We start from the raw sequence: 25,284 nt of genomic DNA, 5'->3' as shown, positions 1-25,284 counted from the left end.
ATAGCCGCTGCCGTGCCAAATTCCGCGCATTCGGCGACAAATCACGCGAAAATGAAGGGTCGAGCACCATGAAGGCTGGGCGCGAATGAAAGCTTGGGATGCGATCGTCATCGGCGGCGGACACAACGGCCTGGTCAACGCCAGCTATTTGCAACGCGCCGGGCTCGACGTGCTGGTGGTGGAAAAGAACGACTGGGTCGGCGGCGCCGCTACCAGCCGCGAGCTAACGCCGGGCTTCCTGTACTCCAACTGCTCCTATGTCTGCTCGCTGTTTCGCCCCGAAATCATGCGCGACCTCGAACTGCCGCGCTTCGGCTTGCAGGTGATTTCCTATGAGGGCGGCGCCGTGTTCACGCGCGATGGCGACTACCTCGCCAACTACCGTGACCACGATGCGCACCGGCGCGAATTTGCCCGCTTCTCCAGGCGCGACGCCGAGGCCTATGACCGTTATTCGCGCGACGTGACGCGGCAGTGCCGCTTCATCCAGCCGCTGCTGATGCGCACCGCACCGGACCCGACCAGTCTCAAGCCGCGTGACCTCGGAGAGCTTCTCTACCTCGGCAAGAAATTCGCCGGCCTGTCATCAGAAGAAATGGCGCTGACGCTGCGCTTCTGGACCATGTCGATCTCGGAATTCCTCGACGAATATTTTGAGACCGATGTCATCAAGGCGAACTTCGCTTTGTCCGGCATCATCGGTACCGCGCTCGGGCCGATGTCGCCCGGCACAGCCTACGTGCTGCTGCACCATTATATGGGTGAGGTCGACGGCTCGGTCGGCGCCTGGGGCTATGCGCGCGGCGGCATGGGCGCCGTCGCCAAGGCGCTCGCCGGTTCCTTCAAGGCGTCCGGCGGCACCATCCGTACCGGCGCCGAGGTCGACCATGTGCTGGTGAGCCGAGGCAAGGCCAAGGGCGTGGTGCTGGCTGGCGGCGAGGAGATTTACGGCAAGCTCGTCGTCTCCAACGCCGACGTCAAACGCACATTCCTGAAACTGGTCGAGGAGAAGGAACTGCCCGACATTTTCCTGCGGCGGGTCAGGAACTTCAAGATCCGCGGCTCCTCCGGCAAGGTCAACATCGCGTTGGATTCTCTGCCGGAATTCCCGGCACTGCCGAAGGATTCACCCGTTTATCGCGGCGACATGCATTTCACCGATTCCATGGAGCGCATGGAGCGCGCCTATGACGACTGGAAGGCCGGTCGCTGGTCGGCCGACCCATTCCTCGACATGGTCATCCCAACGACGCTCGACCCGACCATGGCGCCGCCGGGCAAGCATTTTATGAGCTGCTTCGTGCAGTACGCGCCGCCCAAGGTGAATGGCCAGGACTGGACCGATGCCGACCGCGACGGTTTCGCTGAAAGCGTGGTCGCGCAGATCGCGGAATACTCGCCGGGCTTCCGCGACCGCATCGTCCACATGGAGGTTCGCACGCCGCGCGAGATCGAAGCCGAGGTCGGCCTCACCGAAGGCAACATCTTTCAGGGCGAGCTGACCTTCGACCAGTTGCTGTTCAACCGGCCGGTGCCGGGCTACGCACAATACCGCTCGCCGGTCGGCGGGCTCTATATGTGCGGCTCCTCGACCCATCCCGGCGGCGGCGTCATGGGCGCACCCGGCCGCAATGCAGCAGCCGAGATCCTGCGCGACCTCGCCAAATCGACCTCCCATATGAGCGCGGCCCATGACGTCATTTGATGCCATCATCATAGGCGGCGGCCATAACGGCCTTGTCGCTGCCGCCACTCTGGCCAAGGCCGGCCGCAAGGTGCTGGTGTTGGAAGCCGGGACCGAAGTCGGCGGGGCCGCGCGCACCGAAGAGTTCGCCCCTGGCTTTCGCGTCTCCTCGATCGCCCATGTGCTGAACCGTCTGCATCCCGACGTGGTAAAGACATTGGAGCTGGAGAAACACGGGCTGCAGGTCACCCGCGCAGACTTCATGCCGTCGGTCGCCTTGGCGAAGGACGGCCCGCCGCTTGTCCTGCATGGCGCCTATGGCGAAGTGCTGACCGGCTCCACTCCGTCCGAGCAGTCCGACTGGAAGGAATTGCGCGCGCAACTCATGCGCTACGCCGGCATCCTGAAACCGTTCCTGTCGCGGCGCCCGCCCGATCTCGGTGGCATGTCCCTGCTTGAAACCGCAGCGCTCGGCCAGACGGCCGTGGCGCTGAAAAAGCTCGGCAAGGAAGACATGCGCGACTTCCTGCGCGTTCTCCTGATGAACGTCGCCGACCTGCTCGACGAGCAGCTTGCCGATATCAGGCTGAAGGGCCTGCTTGCCTTCGACGCCACGCTTGGTAGCCACCTCGGCCCGCGTTCGCCGACCTCCCTGCTCGGCCTCTACTATCGGCTGGCCGGCGAGACCGGCGGCAAAACCGGCGCGCAGATGCTGCCGAAAGGTGGGATGGGTGCAGTCGTCGCCGCGATCGGCGCGGCGGCGGAGAAAGCCGGCGTCACCATCCGCACGGCAGCGCCCGTGGCCAGAATAGTCGTCGAAAAAGGGCGCGCCCTCGGCGTGACCCTCGACGGCGGCGAGGTGCTGCACGCCAGAACGATCGTCTCCGCCATCAACCCGGCGACGACCATGCTCGATCTCGTCGGCCCGCGCGAGATCGACACGGGTTTCGTGCGCAAGGTAAAGAACATCCGCATGAGGGGCGACGCGGCGAAGCTCCATCTGGCGCTCGAACGGCAACCGCAATTTTCCGGCGTCGGCGCCGATAATCACAAGGGCCGTCTGGTCATCGCGCCCTCGGCCGACCATGTCGAGCGCGCCTTCAACCCGTCGAAATATGGCGAGTTCTCAGCCGAACCGGTGATGGAGATCACACTGCCGTCGCTCTCCGACCCGTCGCTCGCGCCAAGCGGCGCCTGTGTACTGTCGGCTGTCGTGCAATACGCGCCTTATGCGCTGAAAGAGGGTTGGGACGCCGGCAAGCCGAAATTCCTCAGCGCTGTCATGGCGCAGCTCGAAGCCTACGCCCCCGGTATCGGCAAGTCCGTGCTGCATGCCGAGCTTTTGACGCCAGCCGATATCGAAGCCAACTACCGCATGCCGGGGGGCCATTGGCACCACGGCGAATTGCAGGCCGACCAGATGTTGATGTCGCGGCCGGTCTCCGGCTGGTCGGGCTACGACACGCCGATCGAGGGGCTGTTCCTGGCCGGCGCCGGTTCGCATCCAGGCGGCGGCGTTTCGGGTGCTCCCGGTTTTAATGCGGCGCGGCGCATCATAGCGACGAAGGGATGACCGGATGTTTCAGCCAGTCAACGCCGCACTCTACGGCGAAGGAATGCCGTGATGACGAGTCAGATCAACAACGCCGCCCGCACCCCAGCGCAGGGCCATTTCCGCACCTTGCGTCTCGGCACGCCGTTCCAGCCGCGCATCGATGCGCTGGCCAAAACTCAGGACTGGTACAATTGGGCCGGCTATCGCGCGCCGCATTCGCTGTGGGACGAGGAACTCGAATATTTCGCCATCCGCAGCCAGGCGGCTTTGTTCGACATCTCGCCGATGACCAAATACCGCATCGAGGGGCCGGATGCCGAAGCCTTCCTCGATCGCGTCACGCTGCGCGATGTCACCAAGCTGAAACCGGGCCGCGTCCACTACACCGCATGGTGCGACGACGAAGGTTTTGTCCTCGATGACGGCACGCTGTTCCGGCTGTCGCCGACCCGCTTCCGCCTGTGTTCGCAGGAGCGGCACCTGCCCTGGCTGCTGGACAGCGCGACCGGTTTCGAGGTGACAGTCGAGGAAGAGACTGAAAGCGTCGCTGGTCTCGCTCTGCAAGGCCCAACCTCCTTCGCCGTGCTGCGCGAGGCGGGTTTCGCCGGCGTTGAAAAACTCAAAGTGTTCGATCTCGCCGAATTCCCGCACGATGGCGGCACTATCACCATCTCGCGCACCGGCTTCACCGGCGATCTCGGCTACGAACTGTTCGTGCCGGCCGAAAAAGCGCTCAGCCTCTGGGACCGCCTGATGACGGCAGGCGAACTGCGCGGCATCCGCGCCATCGGCTACGCCGCCCTCAACCGCGCCCGGCTGGAAGCCGGCCTCATCGTCGCCAATGCCGACTTCACCACCGCAGACCATGCCATTCGCGCCGACCGTCTGCGCATGCCGGACGAGATCGGTCTCGGCTTCATGATCGATTTGGAAAAAGGCCATTTCAACGGCCGACGCGCCATCCTCGAAGCCCGTGCCAAACGCAAGCTGCGCCACGTGCTGGTCGGGCTGGAGATCGAAGGCAACATCCCGGCCGAGCACGCCATCGTCTACCACAAGAAGCATCAGGAGGTCGGGCTGGTCAGCGCCGCCATCTGGTCGCCGATGGCCAAGCGCAATATCGCCATCGCCTCGCTGACGCGTCCCTATGGTGATACGATGGTGGAAGACCTCTGGGTCGAGATCTACGCCATGCGCGAGTTGCAGTACCAGAAGCTGATGAAGCGGGCCAAGGTGGTGGCCCGTCCCTTCATCAAGCTCGACCGCCGCACCGCCAATCCACCGGCGGATTTCTGACTGTGGCCGACCAACAAGATGATGCGGCGGAAGCCGCCGAACAATGGCAGCTGGTCAACACGCCGCTCGGCGAAAAATGGTCGGGTCGCACCCGCTATGCCGCCGCCATGTACTTCTACAAGCGCGGCGAAATGAGCGCCGAGACGCTCGAAGTCTACCGCATCTGCGCGCGGCTGGACTGGGAGAACCCGCTGCCGATCATCCGGGATCGCGGCGGCGGCCAGGACTGGCTGAAGCGCATGGGCGCTTAAGCCTCAGCCTATAGTTCTTTCGAGAACGTTCAGCCAGTTGCGATAGGCGATCTTCTCGATCAGCGCGCGTCCGAAGCCGCGCGCGGCCAGCGCATCTACCAGCTTCGGCAAGCCGGCAACGTCGCCGATGACCGCCGGGATCATGGCCCCGTCGAAATCCGAACCCAGCCCGACGCCATCTTCGCCCAGCGCCTGCAGCAGTGAATCGACATGGCGCACCATGATGTCGAGGCTGGTGTCCGAATTCATCCGTCCGTCTTCACGCAGGAAGCCGGTGGCGAAGTTGAGCCCGACCATGCCGCCGGTCTCGCGGATGGCGCCGAGCTGCCAGTCCGTCAGGTTGCGCGAATGGGTGCACAGCGCATGCACGTTCGAATGAGTGGCGACCAGCGGCGCATCGCTGAGCGCGGCGACATCGCGAAAGCCTTTTTCGTTGAGATGCGACAGGTCGATCATGATCTTGAGCTGATTGCAGGCCTTGACCAGCGCCTTGCCGGCATCGGTCAGCCCCGGTCCAGTATCGGGCGACGACGGAAAGCGGAACGGGACGCCATGGCCGAAGGCGTTGGGTCGGCTCCAGACAATGCCGAGCGAGCGCAGGCCGGCTTCGTAGAGCACGTCGAGCAAGGCAAGTTCGGGATCGATCGCCTCGACGCCTTCAATATGAAACACCGCCGCGATCGAACCTTTCGCCATCGCCTCGCGAATGTCACCGGCACTGCGGCAGACGGTCAGCGCCCCCGCGCGCTCCAGCCGAAACAGGATCGAGGCCATGCCGATGGTGGAATTGAGCGCATCAGCGCGTGGCAGTTCCGGCGGCAATGGCTCATTGTCGCTCGGCGCCGGCGGCACCGCAGAGCGTTTGCTCTTCTCGACCGGCGGTGGAAAGATCGCGAACATGCCGCCGGCAAAGCCGCCCTTCTTGGCGCGCGGCAGATCTATATGACCGCCCTGCGTCCCCTCGATGAACAGCTTTTCGACGTCTGTGTCTTTCGACTGGTACAGTCGCAGCAGCGTGTCGTTGTGGCCGTCGAAGACGGGGACGAGATCGGATTCGGTCATCAGGAAGCCATTCGGTCAGTTGGCAGGAGCGGACGAGCCGCGGCGAACTGTGTACTTAGGCAAGAAGGCCGAACTGCGCAAATACCAGAGAGGTGTTCGCTCTTGTGGCTGAGCGACTCCGACCACCTGCCGGGTCCCCGCTGCTTCGCAGCGTCCCGGCGTTCGCTGGCCTTTCATCGTGCCACCGGCACGATGAATTCGCCTTCGGCGACCGGCAACTCACCCCACAAGGGAAGAAGGGAAAAAGGTCTATTGCTTCAGCACATCCGCCCATTCCGGATGGCGGCGGAACTGGGCGTTGGCGAAGGGGCAGAGCGGGATGATCTTCTTGCCCACTGCCCGCGCATCCTCGACGGCGCGGGTGACGAGCCGAAGGCCGGCGCCCTGGCCGCGAAACACGTCCGGCACTTCGGTGTGATCGATGATGATCTGGTGCTCGCCGACCTTGGTAAAGGTCATCTCCGCCTCGGCGCCGCCGGGTCCGCGCAGCACATAACGTCCCTTCGAGCCGCGGTCCTCGAGTTCGATCTCAGGCAATTCGTCAGGCATCGCTTGCTCCTTCAACCGGCGCATCGGCAAAAAGCCGCCTCGCCGCTTCGATCTCGTTTGGTCGAATTTCGTGGCCGCCATCGTGCCACTCCACTGTGACATCGGCGCCATCGGCGCGCAAATAGGCCTTCAGCCGGGACGTCAGGTTGGGCGGGCAGATCGGGTCGCGCTTGCCGGCGGTGACCAGGATGCGGCGTCCGGCAAGGCTGCCCTGCACCTGCGGTTCGAACGGGATCAGCGGGTGCATCAGCACCGCCGCATCGAACAGCTCGGGCGCGGCGAACATTACGGACGCCAGGATGTTGGCGCCGTTGGAATAGCCGAGACCCAAGACCGAAGATGGCCTTGCCGCTATCACCTGCGCCTTGATGAAACCGGCCATCTTGGCGGTCGCCCGCGCGAGGTCGTCCATATCGTAGACGCCCTCGCCGGTGCGGCGGAAGAAACGCGCCGCACCATGCTCGGAAACATCGCCGCGCGGCGATACGATCGTCGCCTGTGGCGCGAGGTCGCGCCCGAGCGACAGCAGCTGGCTCTCGTCCGCGCCGGTGCCGTGAAAGACGAAGAGCAGCGGGCCGCCGGGCGAACCCGGCAGCGCCTTATGGATGTAAGCTTCCTTGCTCATCGTCTCAGCCTTCCAGCTTCTGCAGATGCTCTTCAAGATAGGGCCGCAGATGCTGGTGCTGCGTCGGCAGTTTCAGGGCTTCGCCGAGATGGGCGGTGTCCTCGTCGCGGTCGAAGCCCGGCTCATTGGTAGCGACTTCGAACAGCACGCCGCCCGGCGTTCGGAAGTAGATCGCCCAGAAATAATCGCGGTCGATTACCGGCGTTACGCCATAACCCGTATCGATCAGCGCCTTGCGCACTTCGAGTTGCTGGGCGCGGTTCTCCACCGCGAAGGCGACATGGTGGACCGAGCCGGCGCCGAGATTGGCAAAACCCGCGGTAGGCAGCGATTCGATATCTACGACATCAGCGCCGTTGCCGTTCTTGATGGCGAGCCGGCTGACACTGCCGGACTTGTCCACTTGCTCATAGCCCATGAACTTCAACAGCTCTTCCGTGGCGCCACCATCCTTCAATCTGAGCGAGACCGAGTGGAAGCCGCGTATCGCCTCATCAACGGGAATGCCGCCTTTCAACCATGGCGCGCGGCTGTCCGCCTTGTCTTCGACCAGCGCGAAACCGTCGCCGTCGGGACCGGCGAAGGCCAGCCGCTTCTCGCCGAACGTCTCTTCGCGGGAGACACCCGCAACGCCTTCATCGGCGAAGCGCTTTTCCCAATAGCCGAGCGTGCCGGCCGGCACCGAATAGGCCGTGGTACCGACCTCGCCGACGCCGTGGCGGCCCCTGGCAATGTCCGGGAACGGAAAATAGGTCATCACCGAGCCGGGCGTACCGTGCTCGTCACCATAATAGAGGTGATAGACATCTGGCGCGTCGAAGTTGACGGTCTTCTTGACCCGGCGCAGGCCGAGCTTGTGCGTGAAGAAATCATTGTTCTGGCGCGCATCGCCGGCCATCGACGTCACGTGATGCAGGCCCTTGATCTGGTCGAGCATTGGTCTTGCTCCTTCCCTTGGGTTTGCGGCCCTTGCCGCTGTCCACGCCTATATGAGGGGCCGCCCAACAATGGCAAAGGCGGCAAACTCAGAATGGACTGTATCCCAATAGTGAACAGCAGGAAATTTTCGTTCACCATTTAAGCAAGACCGACAGGCTTGCGCCGCAGCCAAATTCCGGTTCATTGAACGTCTTCCCGACGTGACAGGATAGAGCATTGGCCGCGAAAAGCAGACGCCCGAACATCCTATTGATCTCCTGCGACCAATGGCGGGGCGATTGCCTGTCGGCTGCCGGCCATCCCGTGGTGAAGACGCCGAATGCCGATGCGCTCGCCGCCGAAGGCGTCCGTTTCAAGCGGCATTACGGCGGCGCGGCTCCCTGCTCGCCGGCCCGCGCGTGCCTCTACACCGGCCTCTACCAGATGAACAATCGCGTCTGCCGCAACGGCACGCCGCTCGACGCCCGCCATGGCAACATGGCGCTTTCGGCACGCGCCCTCGGCTATGATCCGACTTTGTTCGGCTACACCGACGTCTCGCCCGATCCGCGCACGATGGCGCCGGGCGATCCCCGGCTGAAAAGCTATGAGGGCGTGCTGCCCGGCTTCAGCGTGCGCCAGCTCCTGCCTGAGCATCAGAAGCCATGGCTGTCATGGCTGAAGGCACGTGGCGTCGACACCAGCGCCGGCTCTCCCGGCATCCATCGTCCCGTGTGCGGGGAAGCGGCCAACGCCGTGACCAACGCGCCACCTGTCTATTCCAGGGACGAGACGCCGACCGCTTTTCTTGCCGGCGAATTCATTCGCTGGCTCGACGAACAGGATGCGCCATGGTTCGCGCATGTCTCCTTCATCAGCCCGCATCCGCCCTTTGTCGTAACGCAGCCCTACAACACGCTGTATGATCCGGCGGACGGACCGCCCTTCCGCCGTGCCGAGACTTGGCAGGCTGAGGCGCAAAGGCATCCCTATCTGGCTTACGACCTTGGCCGCCAGAAGCGGAAAAGCTTCCGCCCGGGCTCCGACCGCCACGTGCGCGACTGGGGCGAGGACAACATCCGGGCCATCCGCGCGATCTATTACGGCATGATCTCGGAGGTCGACGCGCAGCTTGGCCGCATCTGGCAAGCGATCAAGGCGGCGAATGCATGGGATGACACCATCATCGTGCTGACTTCGGACCACGCCGAGATGATGGGAGACCATTTCATGCTGGGCAAAGGCGGCTTCTTCGACGGCAGCTATCACATCCCATTGATCGTGCGCGACCCGCGTCACGGCAATGCAGCCGGCTCGACCGTCAACCACTTCACCGAGGCCGTCGACATCTTCCCGACCTTGCTCGATCTGCTGGACGCCGACGCCCAGCTGCATCTCGACGGCCGCTCGCTAAAACCGTTCCTGCAAGATGAACCGCCTAAGGATTGGCGCGACGCGGCGCATTGGGAGTTCGACTTCCGCTCGATTGCCAGCGGTGAGGCCGAACGGCATTTCGGCATCGGCTCGCGCCAGTGCAACCTCGCCGTCATCCGTACGGAAAAATTCAAATACGTGCATTTCGGCGGCGGCCTGCCGCCGCTGCTCTTCGACATGCAGAAGGATCCGGGCGAACTGGCCAACGTTGCCGCCGACCCGGCCTATCTCAGCGTGCGGCTTGAATTTGCCGAGCGACTGCTTGCCTGGCGCGCCGAGCATCTTGACCAATCGTTGGCGCTTGCAGAGCTGACGGACGAAGGGGTGGTGGGTATGTGGTAGGCAGTAGGCAGTAGGCAGTAGGCAGTAGGCAGTAGAATGTTCTGGCGGCCTGATGCCTCGTCACTCGGTTTCGCCTACTGCCCAATCCCTACTGCCTATTCCCTTACTGTACCATCATCCGCTGCTGGTCGCGCTTCTCGGCATAGCTGCCCTTGTCATAGGCGGCCTGCGCCTGCAGCTGCTCCTTGGTGAAGTTGGTGTAGAGATATTTGTTGCCGTCCTTGTCGGTCATGAATTTGAGCTTGTCCATGCCGACCGCGACCTCCTTGGCGCCGATGCCCAGAAAGCCGCCGACATCGATGATGACGGCATCTGGCTTGCTGTCGGGCGTGAGCACGACGTCGCCGATCTCGCCGACCTTGGCGTCGTTGGCGCCATAGACGGTGGTGCCCTTCAGGTCGTCGCCTCTGATGTTACCGACCGGCATTTCGGTCAATGTGGACTTGTCGATCGCTGCCGTTTGCGTCGGATCGGTAGCCTTTGTCCCGGCCGGAGCTTCCGCGGTCTTGTCCGCTGGCTGAGCATTGTCAGCCGGTGCAACGGCCGTCGGGGCAGCCGGAGCAGTCGGCTGCGTCGCGTCGGAGGTTGTCGTCACGGGCGCCGGATCATAGGGCTTCCGGTCGAAATCAGGCTGCGCCTGCAGTTCCTCCTTGGTCGTCTGCGCCACCAGCCAGCGATCGCCGTTCTTTTCGGCCCACCGCGCCTTGGCGAAATCATAGGTGACGTTCTTTTCACCCATGCCGAGGAAGCCGCCGACGCCGATCACCAGCGACTGCGCCTTGCCATCCTTGGTCAGCACGATGTCGTTGACGTCGCCGATATTCTGGGCATCGTCGCCAGTGCCATTGTAGACATTCTCGCCGATGATGTTGGTTGCGAGATTGCCGTCAGCGCGTTTCACCGCCGGTTCTGACGGCGCGGCGTTGAGATCAACGGGCTTCTGCGGGTCGTTCTGCGCCGTGGAAGCAGGCACCGAGGCCGGATCGTAGGGCTTACGGTCGAAGTCGGGCAGCGCCGTCAACGCTTCTTTCGTCGTCTCGGCGACGAGCCAGCGGTCACCATTCCTCTCGACCCATTGCAACTTGCCGTAGTCGAAGGCGACGTTCTTGCTGCCTATGCCGAGGAAGCCGCCAACGCCGATAATGGCGGATTTCGCCTGGCCGTTTTCATCGAGGACGACGTCGCTGACGTCACCGATCTTCTGCGCATCGTCGCCAGTGCCATTGTACACGGACTCGCCGATGATATTGGTCATCAGCGCGCCGTCGGCCTGTTGCGGCGCCGGCGCGATGGTAGCAGGGGCTTCAGCCGGCGCTGGGGTCGTCGCCGGGGCCGTCGTTGACTGCGCAAACGCACCGGTAGCGATCAGCGTTGCGAGTGCAGTCGTCGCGAACAGTGTGCGGATCATGATTAAGTCTCCTCTTGCGTGATCTCATGCGCGCCGCAATCGGCAAACCACTTGCCGGGAGACCGAAGGCGGCGCATCCAATGGGATCACAACGTTGTGACAAGGCGCTTGTTCCAAAAAAACGGGAGCATCGAAATACCCTGGGCAAGTCCGCGGAATCGCCCGACATTCCCGCCCGGCCGATGGAACCTTTGCCAAGCTTGCCCGTTTCAGCCTGCGGCTGGCATTCCGGCCGCTAAAAAGAATACGGAGTGGGGCATGCGATTTGCAGCGGTGCTGAACCGGGACGGCGGCACCTTGCGGACCACCGATCTTTCAGCGCTAACCGACCGGATGCGCCAGACGCTCGAGGCGGCTGGTCACTCCATCGAGATCGACATCGTCGCCGGCAAGGAGATTGTCGCGGCGCTCGACAAGGTCGCCGCGCGGCGCGACATCGACGTCGTGCTGGCCGGTGGCGGCGACGGCACCATTTCGGCCGCCGCGGGGCGGCTGATGAATGGCAAGAAGGCGCTGGCCGTCCTGCCTGCAGGAACAATGAACCTGTTCGCCCGCGGCCTTGGAATTCCGCAGACCATCGATGGCGCGCTGAAGTCCTTTGCCGACGGCGAGATCATGGCGGTCGATATCGCGAGCGCGAATGGCCGGCCGTTCGTGCATCAGTTCTCGATCGGCCTGCACGCCAGGATGGTGAAGCTGCGCGACAATATGGAATTCGCCTCGCGCTTGGGAAAGATTCGCGCTTCGGCCAAGGCCGCTTGGACGACGATCAACAATCCTCCCGCCATGAAGGTGACATTGACGGTCGGCGAAGCCGAGATCGTGACCCGCATCAGCGGCATCGGCATTTCCAACAATCTGTTTGGCGAAGGCCATCTGCCTTATGCCGACAATCCTGCCGGCGGCGTGCTCGGCATCTATGTCACCGTGGCGCGGCAGCGTGGCGAGCTGGTCAGGGCGCTCTTCGACATGGCTCGAGGCAGGTGGCGCGACAGCGATCATGTCGAAACTCATCAGGCCGACAAGGCAATCGTGAAGATCCATACCGGGAGCAAGAAATTCGGCGCCGTCATCGACGGCGAACTGGTCAAGCTGGAGCGCGAAACGACAATCCAGATCCACCCTGGAGCACTGAACGTCCTGGTTCCGGCGCAAGCCGCCCAGGCGAAGGCCGCCTGATGCGATTACGAATGACGCGGAAAACCCTAGCCGCCCGACTGCCCCTCGCCGGCTGGCGAGCTCTGGTTGGCCGGCGCGGTCTGGCCGGTGGGCTGCCCTTGGCTTTCAGGGGTATCTGGATCTATCTTTTGGCCATAAATCTCGGCCGCTCCCCAAGCAATAAAAGCCAGGAGCAACGCGGCGACCAATATGCGCAGGCCGTGCCAACCCCAGCGCCCCTGACGGGCTTTGTTTTCAGGGGCGATCTTGGTCATTGGCGGCGTTCCTATCGTGCAACCGGCATGGTCGATGAAACCATCGCCGGCGAAACATGGTGGGGTAACGATTGCTTGCTACAAAAGTTCCGGCGCGCGACGGCCGCGCAAGATGCGCGCCACCGCGGGTGGGGCCTGCAAGCGAGGGGGCTTGGTGGATAGCAACGTGGCGAAGCAGGCTGGTTTGCCGGTTGAGGTCCGCCGCGCCGTGGCGGCGCCGGAGCGGCTTGCCGTACTGCACGGGCTTGACGCGATCGACACCGACTCCGATCCCGACTTCGATCACATCACCGACCTTGCCGCAGCCGTGATGCAGGCGCCGATCGCGCTCGTCACGCTGCTCGACACCGAACGACAGTGGTTCAAATCCTGTGTCGGCTTTAACGAGACCGAAACCGCGACCGACATATCGTTCTGCGCCCATACCATTGCCGCCGGCGACGAGCCGATGGTGGTGCCGGATGCCAGCATGGACCCTCGCTTCTCCCGCAACCCGCTGGTCACCGGCGAACACCATGTCCGCTTTTATGTCGGCGCGCCGATGGTGGTCGCCGGCGCGCGCGTCGGCACGGTGTGCGTACTCGACCGGGAGCCGCATGAATTTCCGTCCGCTGCCGCGCTCGATCATTTGAAATCGCTGGCCAGCCTCGCCGCCAGCCTGTTTACCCTCAAGGACGCCACCCGCAGCGGCGCCATTGCCACGGCTGCTTTGGCGCAGGAGGAAAAGCGCCGAGCCATAGCGCTCGACGCCGCCTCGCTCGCCAGTTGGGCCTGGGATATCCGCACCGACATGATCGAATGCGACGTGCGTTTGTCGGAGCTGTTCAACCTGCCGCGTTCGAACCGGCTGCGGGCGCGCGACATTCTGGCCGCCATCGACCCGCGCGACGTCTACCAGACCGAGACGCGCTTTCGCGATGCCCTGACCGGCAGCGACGACTATTTCGGCGAATACCGTGTCAAAGGCTTCGATCCGCCGCGCTGGATAGTCACCCGCGGCCGCGTCATCGAGCGCGACGGCGAAGGCAAGCCGACGCTTATCTTTGGCGTCAACTACGACATCTCGGAACGCAAGCTCGGCGAGGACCGGCAAAGGCTGCTGCTGCGCGAACTCAACCATCGGGTCAAGAACACGCTGGCGACGGTGCAGGCGCTGGCGACGCAGACCGTTCGCCACGCTCGCCGCCCAAGCGAATTCCTGGAAGCCTTCGGCGCCAGGCTGCAGGCGCTGGGCGCTGCCCATAACCTGCTGTCGGATCGCGAATGGCGCGGCATCGGTATTCGCGAACTGATGCAGATCGAGGTCAAGCCGTTCGATTCGGCAGAACGGCCGCGCATCGTGATCTCCGGTCCGGAGCTGCTGCTTTCGCCCGACCAGGCGGTGGGGCTCGGCCTGATCATGCACGAACTGGCCAGCAACGCGCTGCAATACGGATCGCTGTCGGTTGGCTCGGGGAAGGTCGATGTCGACTGGAAGGCGGCGGGCAAGAAAGGCGCGCGCCGCCTTGTGCTGACCTGGAGCGAAAGCGGCGGGCCGAAAGTCGACCCGCCGGAACGCCAGGGCTTCGGCTCTATCCTGATCCGCCGCAGCCTCGCCAAGGTTTTATCGAGCGAAGTGACCCACGAATTCCGCAGCGAAGGCGTGTTCGCCGAAATATCGATGCCGCTTGAAGATCTGCCGGCCTAAAGCGATTCCAGAAGTGCGAAGCGATTTTCCGGGAAAAGCGCATCAGCGCCACGCGCTTTAGTCGGCTTCGCTGTCCGGATCGCCCCGGTCCGGTTTGACGTTCTCGCGGTAGATGGCATAGGCCGCGAGCGCGATCATCGGGCCGAGAATGACGCCCTTGCCGCCTTTCCCCTTGAGCAAAGCCGGCAGCACGGCAAGCGCCGCGGTGATACCGAGCGCCTTCAGGTCGGCATTGCGCCTTCGCGCACGTCGGCGCGCACGCGTTCCGGCCGCAAGTTGATGAATGAGCACGATAAGCCCGGCCGTTACCAGGAAACCGGCCGCGAAGCCGAGACAGGCGGCCATTGAGCCATAACGGTCAGCCGCCCAGATGTAGGCCGCCCCCAGGAGAAATCCGAGGCCGCACAGGGCAGCCACGGCGGCGAGCCCATAGACGATTGCCGCCGTGCGCGCGCGGCGCATGGCGGCAATGGCTTCACCCGAGGCCAAGGCCGAGATAAGCGGTGCCAGCATGCCCATCTCTGTCGAAACTAGCGCCGGGCAAGAAGCGCAAACAGGAAGCCGACGCCGGCCGCGATCGCCAGTGAAGTTACCGGCTTCTCGCGCACATTGGCCGTGATCTGGGCCTCAAGATCCTTGGCGTTGCCACGCAGGCTGTCGAAGACGGCTTCGCCCTGCGCGCGCAACTGGTCGACGCCTTCGGCAGCAGCGCGCCGCGCCGTGCCGTAACCATGTTCGCCGGTCTTGGCCAATTGCTTGGTCAATTTTTCGATATCCGCCTTCAACTGCCGAATGTCGGCCTCGAGGTCGGCGTTCGTCTGACTTTCGTTGGCGGTTTTTCCTGCGGCAGTTGCCATTCTAAACTCCTTGCGTTTGCTTGGCTTCAAACGCCCGACACACATCATGGTTCCGAAATCGGAGACCGTATCCATGAAAGGGTGTTTGCAAGTGCGAGTCCAGCCCCAGATGGAGGCCTGCCTGTCAGATCAGCGGCCGACGGCCTTCGCTTAGGCCCTCCCAGCGCGCGAGATCCTTCAGCCCCTCCCCGTCGATCACTTCGCAACCGCCGTCGCGCCAAGCGATCAGCTTGCGATCGATGAGCTTGCGGATCGTCTTGTTGGTGTGGACCAGCGACAGGCCGAGCGTATCGGCGACATGCTGCTGGGTAATCGGGATTTGCACCGGCGCCTTGCCGTTGAGCCCGACTGCCGCCGCGCGGCTGGCGATGAAGGCAATGAGATAGGCGGTGCGCTCGACCGCCGTGCGCCGACCGACGCTGAGCAGGTTCTCGTCCAGCATGCGCTCCTCGCGCGACGCCAGCCAGGTAATGTCGTAAGCAAGGCCCGGATGGTTGCGGTAGAGCTCGTGCAGGTTTTCACGCTCGAAGACGCACAACAGCATGGGCGACAGCGCCTCGACCGAGTGCTGCATTTCGCCCATCAGGCTGCCCTGCAGCCCGATAAGATCGCCGGGCATGGAGTAGTTCAGGATCTGGCGCCTGCCGTCCGACAATAGTTTGTAGCGGAAGGCCCAGCCCGAAAGCACGGTGTAGAGATGAGCACTTTGGCTGCCTTCGACCAGCACTGTGGCGCCCTTGTCGACGGCCAGTTCGCCCTTCTTGAACATGCTGACATAGGCAAGCTCCTGCTTCTCGAATTCCCGGAACACCGGCAATGGCCGAAGCGGGCAGATCTCGCATGGGTACTGACGGCTGGAAAACGAACGACCATTCTGGCCAGACATTTCGATCCCTCTTTCGAAAGTCTCTTGCCAGAGACTGAGTGCTACGCCTTTGCAAGGCCGCGGTTCCGCTGCCGATGGCATGTCTTTTTTAAATGACAGGATGGCAAATAGCGATCATGACTCGCTACACTCCACTGAGGCGAATTCGAAGCTCGCTTGTGGAGTAGAGCCGGTGGGCGAACTTTTCGGATTAAGGCCTGACCGATCCCCCAAGGTCCACGATGCGGTTGACTGGAGTCACGGTACCCGATGCTGCAAGAATTGAGGAGAGATTGCCAAGTGCCGCCATTGCTTGAGGGATTGCGAATTCTTGTCTTGGAGGATGAATTCCTGATCGCCATGGATGTCGAGCAGCTTTGCCGCGACCATGGCGCGAACGACGTAGTGATTGCCCGCGCTCTGGCCGAGATCGATGAGCAGAAGGTCGTTGGCGAGTTCGACGCCGCTATCGTGGACCTCATGCTGGGCGGAACGTCCACACTCGATTTCGCCGCGCGGCTGCGCCAATCGGGCCTGCCGTTTGTCTTTGCCTCCGGCTATTCGGACCCCGATGAGATCAAAGGGTCTTTTCCCGGCATCCGCCTGGTCACCAAGCCCTATTCGGGGACCGATCTCGTCGAGGCTCTGGCGGCGGCCTGCGGCCGCGCGCCAGTCTGAGATATCTTCGATGCGTATGTGTAGAGAGCCCAGGCCCGCAAACGGGGCCTCCGCCGTCAGGCAGCGTTTGAACCCGTCACCTGGGACGAGATCGCGTCCGGCCCGTATTCGTCTTCGCCGGAGATTTTGAGGATCTCCTGCAACCGCGTGCGGGCCCGGCTGACCCGGCTCTTGATCGTTCCGACCGCACAGCCGCAGATTTCGGCGGCCTCTTCATAGGAAAAGCCTGAAGCGCCGATGAGGATGATGGCTTCGCGCTGGTCCTCGGGGAGTTGCTCGAGCGCGCCGCGGAAATCCTTGAGGTCAAGCTGGCCGTGCTGAGCCGGATGAACGGCAAGCCTGGCCGTCATGATGCCGTCGCTGTCCTGCACCTCGCGGCCGCGCTTGCGCATCTGGGAATAGAACTCGTTGCGCAGGATGGTGAACAGCCATGCCTTGAGATTGGTGCCGGGCTGAAAGCTCTCATGCTTGTCCCAAGCCTTGACCAGCGTCTCCTGCACCAGATCGTCGGCCTTGTCGGCATTCTGCGTCAGCGACACGGCAAAAGCCCGCAGGCTCGGGATCGAGCCGAGCAGGTCGGTCTTGAACCCTTGTGAGACAGCTGCCATGCCTCAGTCCTTCTTCTGTGCGGGTTCGGCCTTTTCCAGTTGGCTGAGCAACTGGGCAAAGCGATCCGGCACATTGTCCGAGACCAGCTCGTCATAATACTGTTTGAGTTTACGGCCAATTTCCGAATTCGCCCCGAGCGGGTCGCCGGAATTGGCCCGGCGCCTGTCAGCGGCGCCAGCCAGCGTTTCTTTATTCATGTCCTTCATTTCGCCCTTAAATCCAGCGCCCCGAGCCGCCCCATTACACAACGCAAAGCGGCCCCCTCGTCTGGTTGCCCATCGCACCACAAACGTCGCCCGTGCAGTTTCGTTCCACAAGTGTCGGAACTTTTTCGCAAAACCCGCGTTTGGGTGTTGGGGCTTGCAATCAGCTTGACCTGCAATCTATGCAATCACGTCATCTGAGGGAGACGTCTACCATGAGCCTTTCCGCAACCATCGCTCCGCACCTGCCGTTCCTGCGCCGCTTTTCACGCGCCGTATCCGGATCGCAGGAGAGTGGCGATGCGCTGGTAGCCGCGATGCTCGAAGCCATCATCGCCGACGTCGACATCTTCCCGCAAGCGTCAAGCGACCGCATCGCGCTCTACAAGGTATTCGCCAAACTGTTCACCTCCATTGCCATCCGCGTTCCGCAGGAGCAGGCGCAATCGGCATGGGAGCAGCGCGCCGCCGCCAATCTGAACGCCATTGCGCCACGGCCACGCCAGGCTTTCCTGCTGGTCGCGGTCGAAGGCTTCGGTGAAGACGAGGCAGCTGAAATTCTCGATGTCGACGCCAAGGAATTCTCCGAACTGCTTGCCCAGGCGAGCAACGAGATCTCTCGCCAGGTGGCGACCGATGTGCTGATCATCGAGGACGAGCCGCTGATCGCCATGGACATCGAGGAAATGGTCGAGAGCCTCGGCCACCACGTGGTCGGAACCGCGCGCACCCATACCGAGGCGGTGGCGATGTTCGGCAAGACAAGGCCGAAGATGGTGCTGGCCGACATTCAGCTTGCCGATGGCAGCTCGGGTATCGATGCGGTCAACGAAATCCTGTCGTCGACTTCGGTGCCGGTAATCTTCATCACCGCCTTCCCCGAACGTCTGCTGACCGGCGAGCGGCCTGAACCGGCCTTCCTCGTCACCAAGCCGTTCAATCCCGACATGGTCAAGGCGCTGATCAGCCAAGCGCTGTTCTTCGACCGGCAGGCCAAGGCCGCCGCGTGAAGTAGGGCCTTCAATCTCCAACTTTTCGCCGCCTCGCAGCGTTGGCGGCACTGGCGATCGCCTAACCCGGCGATCGGCGGCTGCCCGTCGCGCCGTATGGCGCTCACGCGCGCGAATCAATTCGCGTCCGGGCCTCTTCCAAAGACCTTCTTTTTCGGCAAATGGTGGAACAAACAGCAATCACTCACGTTCTTGATCCAGTATCGGAAGGAGACAGATCATGCTCTACTGGGCGCTCGTATTTCTCGTCGTGGCGATCATCGCCGGCGCGCTTGGTTTCGGCGGCATCGCCGGTACCTCGGCCGGTATCGCGCAAATATTGTTCTTCATCTTTCTCGCCTTCCTCGTCATCTCGCTTCTGGCCGGCCTGTTCAGACGGGCGTCGTAGGAGCGGGCGAACACTGGAAGCCGCACCCCTCAAACGGTTTCCAGCCACCGCCGGGCGATGTCCTCCAACGGGACATCGTCCGGCGGACCTTTTCTGGGGACCTACTCAGGAACTGAGTCCAAGTGAATCGTTCGGTCCTGATCAGGTGGACAGGTGATTGATGCGTTCCATTGGCGGAGGCGAGAGCGGACAGGGCGACGAGGTGATCGCACTGCACCCGGCTGAAAGCGGAATGCAGCTTGGCCGGGCCTTGCTTCACGCTCTGCACAATGCCGGCATTTCCGTCCTCTATCAGGATCGTGAATTGAAGACTGTATGGGCCCGCAACATGCGTGCGCCGTGGGTTTCCGACACAGCCGACAGCAACGGCGCGTTGCCACCGGCGCAAGCTGAGCAAATCGCCGCCGCCAAAAGCAATGTGATCGCTTCCGGCAATCCGGAACGCCTTGAACTGAGTGTTCCCACCGGTGATGGCATGCGCTGGTTCCAGGTATGGGTCGATGCCGATCGGGGCCATCGCGGCGACGTGCAGGGCGTCGTCACCACGATGGTGGAAACCACCGAGCAGAAGCGCCGCGAACAGACGCTGAAGACGCTGTTGCGCGAAGTAAGCCACCGCTCCAAGAACCTGTTGGCCATCATCCAGAGTATTGCCACCCAGACCGGCCGCTATTCCGAGACACCCGACGATTTCCTGAAGCGCTTTCGCGGCCGCCTGCAGTCACTGGCTTCCTCGCAGGACCTGGTGACGTCGTCGAACTGGCGGGGTGCAGCACTTCGCGAGCTTATCCGCGGCCAGGTCGTTCGCTACGGCGCCGATCCCGCGCAGAGCCTGCGCTTCAATGGCGTCAACCCCTACCTCAATCCCAACGCAGCCATTCATATCGGCCTGGCTATGCACGAACTCGCCGTCAATTCATTCAGCTACGGCGCCCTGGCGCGGCCGGACGGCTTTGTCGAGGTAACCGCGGATCTGTCGAACGTCGCAGAGGCCGCAGACAAGCCGGCTTTGTCGCTGACCTGGGTCGAGGCCATTGTCGCCAATGATAACAGGCGCACCGAGAAACGCTTCGGCAGCGTTGCCCTCGAACGTGTCGTGCCGGCATCGCTGAACGGCACGGCGACGCTGGAGATCACCAGTGACCGCCTCGAATATCGCCTCGTCGTTCCGCACGGCAATTTCGAAACCGAATGAGCGGCGGGATTCCTTAACCGGCTGTTCACCATAAAATCCGATGCTGTGGTTCCCAGAGATTGCTGGATCTTGACCGATTCAACCGATGTTTCGGCCGCAGCCTGCAACGCGAGTATGGGAGGAATGATCATGACAGTTGCCGATATGAACAGGCTGGAGCAGGCCGCCCGGGTCTCGATGAGCGGCTTTCAGGATCCTGATGCTTCAGCCTCGCCTTTGCAGCACGCCTGGCATCCCTTGCTTCGCTTCGCCGCTGTCGCGCTCGTCGCCGCTGTTGTGCTGATCGTGGCGTCGCAATTGGTCTGAGCCAGATGCTCAGGTTCACGCTGCTCCCAAGCAGCCTGGCTCAGAAACTGTCCAGCTCGTAGCCGACCAATTATTAACGCCCCTTTCGGCACAGGAACTTTGACGGCTGTGGACCGTTCTTATGGCGAGAGGACGTGTCGCCGTGGAACACATCGCCGCTTTGCTTCTGGTAATTGGCTGTTCGAACAACATGACCGAATGCCGTGAACTGCCGGTGCCGGTCAGTGTTTTCGAAACCGCCGAAGCATGCACGGCAGAACGTCCATTCGCTGCCGGCGACGTGCAGGGTCAGGCCGAGCACGTCGTTGCCAAATGTCTTACGGTCGACCCCGCGCTGGAGGATGATTACGACCAGATCGTCTGGAACGTGCGCCCGGACGGCACCCTCGACGCGTCTTTGCAGATTTCCAGTGTCGTGGTCGCGTCGAACGCCACGCGCCGCGAAAAAGACTCTCTTAGCCAACAATAAGATCGAGCGGGCAAAGGCTGCTGTTTCGTGCTAAATAGCGGCTGGAGCTTACTAAAGTGAGGACAAAAGTGAGGAGAGATTCCATGCGGAAATTGATTATTGCCATGGTTGCGGTGGTCGCCGTCAGCGGCTGCAGCACGACCGAGCAGGATGTCGGTGTCGGCGCCGGTGTCGGTGCTTTGGCCGGCGGACTGATCGGCGGCGGCAAGGGTGCGCTGATCGGCGCAGCCGTTGGCGCCGGTTCCGGCCTGCTGGTGCGCAACCTGCGCAACGGCTATTGCCAGTATCGCGACAATCGCGGCCGGCTCTACACCGCTCGCTGCTGATCCGCTTCAAAAGCGTCAGACAATCGCGACGGAGACCGGTCAGCCGGTCTCCGTTTGTTTGACTGCATCAGGCTGCGGGATCCTGATTTCCACCGTAAGCCCATCGATGCGAAAATCTCGGGCAATCGTGCCGCGCAATTCGCGCGTGACATTGAGGTCGATCAGCTTGGTGCCGAAGCCGGTCTTCGCCGGCGCTTCGAGTTCCTTCTGCCCGGCCTCGCGCCAGTTCAGAACCAGCATCCGCTCGGACCCGCGCCCCTCGAACGACCAGTCGACCTTGAGCGCACCCACGGAATTGCCGGCCTCGCCATATTTCAGCGCATTCGTCGCCAGCTCGTGAAAGGTCAGGCCAAGCGCCTGCGTCGTCCTCTCGTCGAGCAGCACCTGAGGCCCTGACAATATCCCTTCCGGAAGCTCCTTGCCGAATACCTGGCCGAGCTCGATGCGCAGCAGGTCGCCAAGATCGGCCTTCTGCCAGCGCGAACGCGTCAGCATGTCCTGGGAAGCCGCCATTGCCTGCAGGCGGGCCGAGAAGGAAGTTGAGAACTCCTGCACGTCGGTTGCTTGCGCCGCCGTCTGGCGCGCAATCGCCAGCACCCGCGTGATCGAATTCTTGATTCGATGCTTCATCTCCTGCAGCATCAAATCCTTTTCGAGCAGGCTTTTTTCCGTCGTTTCATGCAGCAGCGACTTGGCGTCGTAGGCGCGCTCCTGGTAGCGGGCCACCAACGCTATGGCGCCGGCCAGAAGCAGGCCGAACAGCCCGAGCATGACCGGAATGGCGCGCGAGGACGGTTGCGAAAATGCACTTGTCGGCCGAAACAGCACCGTCCACGGCCGACCGGCGACGATGATCTTGCGCGTCACCAACAGCCTGTCGCCAAAGCTCGCAACCGGCGGCGTTTCCGACTGGAACAGAAGATTGTCGGCGTCGGCCCTGCCGTCATAGACAGCGGTGTTGACCGGCAGCAAAGGCGTGCGGCTGAGCGCGGTCTGGAACAGGTCGCGGGCGCGGAAGGCCGCGTAGAGAAGGCCTGATGTCGATGATCTGGACGCGTTGATACCATCCGGCGCGGTTTCGACATTGAGCCTGACGAAGACCAGGAAACCGGTAAAGGTCTGCGCCGCGCCCGTGTCCTGGCCGAGTTGGACCAGACCGCTTGCGTGCTGTGCGTCATCGGCCAGCGCTTTTTCGATCGCCTCGCGCCGCACCGGCTCGGTGAACATGTCGTAGCCGATGGTGGATTCGTTGGCAGGGTCGAGCGGCTCGAACAGCACCACGGGGGTGCGCCACGGCTGTGTCGTGTCCGGATAGACCGTGTGGGCGGCGCCGCGGTCGCGCAACATGTCGCGCTCGACCGCCGCTTCGTCACCGGTCTTGGCCAGCCTGAGATAGCCGATGCCGCGCAGGCCAGCGAAATTGTTATCGACATTGAGGGCGCTGAAGAAGGCCTTGAATTCGCTACCTGAAATCTCGCCATTGCGGGCGTCGAACAGCGCCTGCGTCGAGCGCAGCAGTGACAGATGCAGATCGATACGGCTTTCGATGCGGTTGAGCGCGTCGTCGGCCGTCGCCTCGAACTTGATGCGCGCCGCTTCCTGGGTGGCGAAATAGGCGAAGCCCGCCATCGTAAGGCTGATCAGTGCAACGGCAATGAAGGCAAGGAGCGGGAAAAACTTCTTCAACGCAGGCCCATGGACGGTTCGGGAACCTTTATGGGCAACTCGCCGCGGCAAGACAATGGCGCGGCCAAGCCATAATGACGGCTGGCATATTACGTATATTTAGCCGGCTTATCGGTCGAACATCAGTGAACATGACAGCTGACGATAGCGTGGTCTCAGGCCGCGATCTTCAGCGCACCCGGACCGGGAATGGCGCCGGGCGGGCACTTTCCCAGGATGATCATGCCGAGCACTTCGTCCTGGGTCACATCGGTGGTGCGCGCGGTGCCGACGACCTGGCCGTTCTTCATTACGCAGACTCGGTCGGCAAGCTCGAACACGTCGTGAATGTCGTGGCTGATCAGGAAAATGCCGATGCCGTCGGCCTTGAGCTGCTTGACCAGTTCGCCGACCTGCGCCGTCTCCTGCGGCCCAAGCGCGGCCGTCGGTTCGTCCATGATCAGGATGCGGGCGTTGAACAGGATGGCGCGTGCGATCGCCACCGACTGGCGCTGGCCGCCCGATAGCTTGATCACGGGCTCCTTGAAGCGCTGGAAGCGCGGATTGAGCCGGCCCATCACCTTGCGCGCCTCGGCCTCCATGGCGACATCGTCGAGTGTCCCCCACGCGGTCATCAGTTCGCGGCCGAGGAAGAGGTTGGCGGCAGCGTCGACATTGTCGGCCAGCGCAAGCGTCTGGTAGATCGTTTCGATGCCGTATTTCTTGGCGTCGCGCGGATTGGAGATCGAGGCCTCCTGGCCGTTGACCAGGATCTGGCCGGCATCGCGCTTGTAGGCTCCCGACAGGATCTTGATCAGCGTCGACTTACCGGCGCCGTTGTGGCCAAGCAGCGCCACCACTTCGCCCGGGAAAAGATCGATGGACGCATCGTCGACGGCGCGAATGCCACCGAACGCGATCGAGATGTTGCGCATGTCGATCAGTGGCGTACCGGTGGGAGCAGTTTTTTCCATAATCGTTCCTCCCTAGACGCGCTTGCGGTAGACGGTGTCGAGCCAGACGGCGATGACCAGGACAGCGCCAACGACAATGCTCTGCAGCGGCGAGTCGATGCCGAGCAGCACCATGCCGGATTGCAGCGACTGCATCAGAAGCGCGCCGAGCATGGCGCCCATCACCGTTCCGGCGCCGCCCGCGAGCGACGTGCCGCCGATGACAGCGGCCGCGATCACCAAAAGCTCGTCCAGTGTGCCCAGCGCATTGGTTGACGCATTGAGACGGGCCGACGAGATCGCCGCGCTGATTGCAGCCAGCACACCCATGATCATGAACACCTTCATGGTCACCCAGCGCGTGTTGATGCCGGCGAGTTCCGCTGCCTCCGGATTGCCGCCGATGCCGAAGACATAGCGGCCGAAACGCGTGCGCTTGGTGATGAACGTCATGATGATGCCGACAATCACCGCCATCAGCACCGGTATGGCGATGCCATGCGCGATGAACAGCCCGCCTTCGGGAACGGTGATGCCGTTCTGCTGTGCGTACTGGCGCACGATGCCGATCGGCCATGGATAGGAATTGGCGATCCACACGGCGCCGAGGATGGCCGCGCAAGCGACCACGCCAAGCAGGGTCTCGGCCCAGACGGGGCGCAGTGGAAAGCTGAAGCGCTTGCGCTGCGAGCGACCGTTGAGCAGCGCGAAGGCGACCGCCGCGCAGGCGACGATGCCGACGATCCAGCTGGCAGCGGCGCCAATCGAGCCGCGTGGTCCGCCGCCCATCAGCTGGAAGGTGGCGTCGAGTGGCGCGACCGTGCGCCCGCTGGTGATGAGCCATGCCATGCCACGCCAGACCAGCAGGCCACCAAGCGTCACGATGAAGGCCGGAACCTGCATATAGGCGATGATGAAGCCCTGGAACGCGCCGATCAGCAGACCAAGCACCACGCCGGCGGCAAGCGCGACGACCCAGAGCCAGGGGTTTCCAAGCTGGAGGCCGATGATGCGAATCAGGAATTCGGCCTGTGCCACGCCCATGATCATGCCGATCACGCCTTCGACGGAGCCCACCGAAAGGTCGATGTTGCGCATGACGATGACCAGTACCATGCCGGTCGCCATGATCGCGACCGAGGACGTCTGCACCGACAGGTTCCAAAGATTGCGCGGCGTCAGGAAAAGCCCACCCGACAGGATATGTATGCCGACCCAGATGACCAGCAGCGCGCCGACCATGCCGAGCATGCGCGTGTCGAGCTCGGTCGCTTTCAGGAACCGGGCGGCCGCGCCGAGTTCAGACGCTCGTGCCGTATCGGCCTGCGGATTTGAGGTCGTGTCGGTCATGATGTCCTCCAGCGGCTTGCCGTCTGGCGCGGATGCCGGACCACAGCCTAGAAGTTTGCCGCCGATGGCGGAAACACACAATTCTCGTAGAGAAAACGCCCCGCGGGGGGCCCCCCCGGGGCCGCAGTTGTTTAAGAGGGTGGGATTTGAAAAAGACAGCCCCCCC

Annotated in this window: 28 protein-coding genes; 14 read left to right on the top strand and 14 right to left on the bottom strand. The window is 62.9% G+C overall.

Going from position 1 to position 25,284, the window contains the following annotated elements; genetic code table 11:
- Positions 1–85 precede the first annotated feature (85 nt).
- From NKI88_RS19555 to NKI88_RS19540, 4 genes are read left to right on the top strand one after another with little or no spacing between them, the layout of a single operon-like run.
- Entirely contained in the window at positions 86–1,705 is a 1,620-nt protein-coding gene (locus NKI88_RS19555) for a phytoene desaturase family protein (protein ID WP_023715009.1), read from the top strand.
- Positions 1,692–3,257, top strand: a complete 1,566-nt coding sequence (locus NKI88_RS19550) for a phytoene desaturase family protein (protein WP_352656676.1) — start codon at positions 1,692–1,694, stop codon at positions 3,255–3,257. Before NKI88_RS19555 ends, NKI88_RS19550 begins: the two co-directional genes overlap by 14 nt.
- A 51-nt stretch (positions 3,258–3,308) precedes the next feature.
- Complete coding sequence (locus NKI88_RS19545) at positions 3,309–4,535, top strand: aminomethyl transferase family protein (RefSeq protein WP_352656674.1); 1,227 nt, start codon at positions 3,309–3,311, stop codon at positions 4,533–4,535.
- 2 nt (positions 4,536–4,537) lie between these two features.
- Positions 4,538–4,786 carry a hypothetical protein gene (locus NKI88_RS19540; protein ID WP_352656672.1) on the top strand — a complete coding sequence of 83 codons (249 nt, stop codon included), beginning with the start codon at positions 4,538–4,540 and terminating at the stop codon, positions 4,784–4,786.
- A gap of 3 nt (positions 4,787–4,789) precedes the next feature.
- Here the strand turns inward: NKI88_RS19540 and NKI88_RS19535 are convergent, their stop codons facing one another.
- The 4 genes from NKI88_RS19535 to NKI88_RS19520 all read right to left on the bottom strand — a co-directional run bounded on the left by NKI88_RS19535 (position 4,790) and on the right by NKI88_RS19520 (position 7,959).
- Positions 4,790–5,848 (bottom strand): dipeptidase, encoded by a 1,059-nt coding sequence (locus tag NKI88_RS19535; RefSeq protein WP_352656670.1) that lies wholly within the window; start codon positions 5,846–5,848, stop codon positions 4,790–4,792.
- A 249-nt stretch (positions 5,849–6,097) separates the two neighbouring features.
- Positions 6,098–6,397 (bottom strand): GNAT family N-acetyltransferase, encoded by a 300-nt coding sequence (locus NKI88_RS19530; protein WP_023683956.1) that lies wholly within the window; start codon positions 6,395–6,397, stop codon positions 6,098–6,100.
- Positions 6,390–7,022, bottom strand: a complete 633-nt coding sequence (locus tag NKI88_RS19525) for an alpha/beta hydrolase (RefSeq protein ID WP_352656668.1) — start codon at positions 7,020–7,022, stop codon at positions 6,390–6,392. Before NKI88_RS19525 ends, NKI88_RS19530 begins: the two co-directional genes overlap by 8 nt.
- A gap of 4 nt (positions 7,023–7,026) precedes the next feature.
- Positions 7,027–7,959, bottom strand: coding sequence for a VOC family protein (locus tag NKI88_RS19520; protein ID WP_352656666.1), 933 nt, complete (start codon positions 7,957–7,959; stop codon positions 7,027–7,029).
- A 218-nt stretch (positions 7,960–8,177) separates the two neighbouring features.
- Here NKI88_RS19520 and NKI88_RS19515 point away from each other — a divergent pair, with 218 nt between their 5' ends.
- A complete protein-coding gene (locus tag NKI88_RS19515) occupies positions 8,178–9,716 on the top strand; it encodes an alkaline phosphatase family protein (protein WP_352656664.1) in 1,539 nt (512 codons plus the stop codon).
- 103 nt (positions 9,717–9,819) lie between these two features.
- Here NKI88_RS19515 and NKI88_RS19510 read toward each other — a convergent pair whose 3' ends face one another.
- Entirely contained in the window at positions 9,820–11,124 is a 1,305-nt protein-coding gene (locus NKI88_RS19510) for a PRC-barrel domain-containing protein (RefSeq protein WP_352500615.1), read from the bottom strand.
- A 258-nt stretch (positions 11,125–11,382) separates the two neighbouring features.
- Here NKI88_RS19510 and NKI88_RS19505 point away from each other — a divergent pair, with 258 nt between their 5' ends.
- On the top strand, positions 11,383–12,303 hold the full coding sequence (locus NKI88_RS19505) for a diacylglycerol/lipid kinase family protein (RefSeq protein WP_023670088.1): 921 nt from the start codon (positions 11,383–11,385) through the stop codon (positions 12,301–12,303).
- A gap of 26 nt (positions 12,304–12,329) precedes the next feature.
- On the opposite strand, the gene NKI88_RS19500 is transcribed toward NKI88_RS19505, so the two are convergent.
- On the bottom strand, positions 12,330–12,557 hold the full coding sequence (locus NKI88_RS19500) for a hypothetical protein (protein WP_023670089.1): 228 nt from the start codon (positions 12,555–12,557) through the stop codon (positions 12,330–12,332).
- A gap of 112 nt (positions 12,558–12,669) precedes the next feature.
- Here NKI88_RS19500 and NKI88_RS19495 point away from each other — a divergent pair, with 112 nt between their 5' ends.
- A complete protein-coding gene (locus NKI88_RS19495; protein WP_502909478.1) occupies positions 12,670–14,244 on the top strand; it encodes a sensor histidine kinase in 1,575 nt (524 codons plus the stop codon).
- Positions 14,245–14,301: 57 nt separating this feature from the next.
- Here the strand turns inward: NKI88_RS19495 and NKI88_RS19490 are convergent, their stop codons facing one another.
- The 3 genes from NKI88_RS19490 to NKI88_RS19480 form a co-directional block, all read right to left on the bottom strand.
- Positions 14,302–14,763, bottom strand: a complete 462-nt coding sequence (locus tag NKI88_RS19490; protein WP_352656659.1) for a hypothetical protein — start codon at positions 14,761–14,763, stop codon at positions 14,302–14,304.
- A gap of 11 nt (positions 14,764–14,774) precedes the next feature.
- Positions 14,775–15,101: an ElaB/YgaM/YqjD family protein gene (locus NKI88_RS19485; RefSeq protein WP_023670092.1), complete on the bottom strand. Its 327-nt coding sequence runs from the start codon at positions 15,099–15,101 to the stop codon at positions 14,775–14,777.
- A 124-nt stretch (positions 15,102–15,225) separates the two neighbouring features.
- Positions 15,226–15,987, bottom strand: a complete 762-nt coding sequence (locus tag NKI88_RS19480) for a Crp/Fnr family transcriptional regulator (protein WP_023670093.1) — start codon at positions 15,985–15,987, stop codon at positions 15,226–15,228.
- Between the two features lie 279 nt (positions 15,988–16,266).
- Between NKI88_RS19480 and NKI88_RS19475 the strand changes: the two genes are divergently transcribed.
- Positions 16,267–16,644, top strand: coding sequence for a response regulator (locus NKI88_RS19475; RefSeq protein WP_023670094.1), 378 nt, complete (start codon positions 16,267–16,269; stop codon positions 16,642–16,644).
- Between the two features lie 56 nt (positions 16,645–16,700).
- Here the strand turns inward: NKI88_RS19475 and NKI88_RS19470 are convergent, their stop codons facing one another.
- On the bottom strand, positions 16,701–17,252 hold the full coding sequence (locus NKI88_RS19470) for a sigma-70 family RNA polymerase sigma factor (RefSeq protein ID WP_023670095.1): 552 nt from the start codon (positions 17,250–17,252) through the stop codon (positions 16,701–16,703).
- A gap of 3 nt (positions 17,253–17,255) precedes the next feature.
- Positions 17,256–17,459, bottom strand: coding sequence for a NepR family anti-sigma factor (locus tag NKI88_RS19465; protein WP_023670096.1), 204 nt, complete (start codon positions 17,457–17,459; stop codon positions 17,256–17,258).
- Positions 17,460–17,671: 212 nt separating this feature from the next.
- On the opposite strand from NKI88_RS19465, the gene NKI88_RS19460 reads away from it, so the two are divergent.
- From NKI88_RS19460 to NKI88_RS19435, 6 genes are all read left to right on the top strand, one after another.
- A complete protein-coding gene (locus tag NKI88_RS19460) occupies positions 17,672–18,466 on the top strand; it encodes a response regulator (protein WP_023670097.1) in 795 nt (264 codons plus the stop codon).
- A gap of 220 nt (positions 18,467–18,686) precedes the next feature.
- Complete coding sequence (locus NKI88_RS19455; RefSeq protein WP_023670098.1) at positions 18,687–18,854, top strand: DUF1328 domain-containing protein; 168 nt, start codon at positions 18,687–18,689, stop codon at positions 18,852–18,854.
- Positions 18,855–19,014: 160 nt separating this feature from the next.
- Positions 19,015–20,049: a sensor histidine kinase gene (locus NKI88_RS19450; RefSeq protein WP_023670099.1), complete on the top strand. Its 1,035-nt coding sequence runs from the start codon at positions 19,015–19,017 to the stop codon at positions 20,047–20,049.
- A 129-nt stretch (positions 20,050–20,178) separates the two neighbouring features.
- Complete coding sequence (locus NKI88_RS19445; RefSeq protein WP_023693685.1) at positions 20,179–20,355, top strand: hypothetical protein; 177 nt, start codon at positions 20,179–20,181, stop codon at positions 20,353–20,355.
- Positions 20,356–20,497: 142 nt separating this feature from the next.
- Positions 20,498–20,824, top strand: coding sequence for a hypothetical protein (locus NKI88_RS19440; RefSeq protein ID WP_023670101.1), 327 nt, complete (start codon positions 20,498–20,500; stop codon positions 20,822–20,824).
- 83 nt (positions 20,825–20,907) lie between these two features.
- Positions 20,908–21,150 carry a YMGG-like glycine zipper-containing protein gene (locus tag NKI88_RS19435; protein WP_023670102.1) on the top strand — a complete coding sequence of 81 codons (243 nt, stop codon included), beginning with the start codon at positions 20,908–20,910 and terminating at the stop codon, positions 21,148–21,150.
- A gap of 39 nt (positions 21,151–21,189) precedes the next feature.
- On the opposite strand, the gene NKI88_RS19430 is transcribed toward NKI88_RS19435, so the two are convergent.
- The 3 genes from NKI88_RS19430 to NKI88_RS19420 form a co-directional block, all read right to left on the bottom strand.
- Positions 21,190–22,836: a CHASE domain-containing protein gene (locus tag NKI88_RS19430; RefSeq protein WP_352656656.1), complete on the bottom strand. Its 1,647-nt coding sequence runs from the start codon at positions 22,834–22,836 to the stop codon at positions 21,190–21,192.
- A 155-nt stretch (positions 22,837–22,991) separates the two neighbouring features.
- Positions 22,992–23,789, bottom strand: a complete 798-nt coding sequence (locus NKI88_RS19425; protein ID WP_023693682.1) for an ATP-binding cassette domain-containing protein — start codon at positions 23,787–23,789, stop codon at positions 22,992–22,994.
- A 12-nt stretch (positions 23,790–23,801) separates the two neighbouring features.
- Positions 23,802–25,118, bottom strand: a complete 1,317-nt coding sequence (locus tag NKI88_RS19420; protein WP_352656654.1) for a sugar ABC transporter permease — start codon at positions 25,116–25,118, stop codon at positions 23,802–23,804.
- Positions 25,119–25,284: the final 166 nt, after the last annotated feature.

This window comes from Mesorhizobium sp. M0317 (assembly GCF_040321555.1).
Taxonomy (GTDB): domain Bacteria; phylum Pseudomonadota; class Alphaproteobacteria; order Rhizobiales; family Rhizobiaceae; genus Mesorhizobium.
This window is presented reverse-complemented; position numbering and strand designations above follow the sequence as displayed.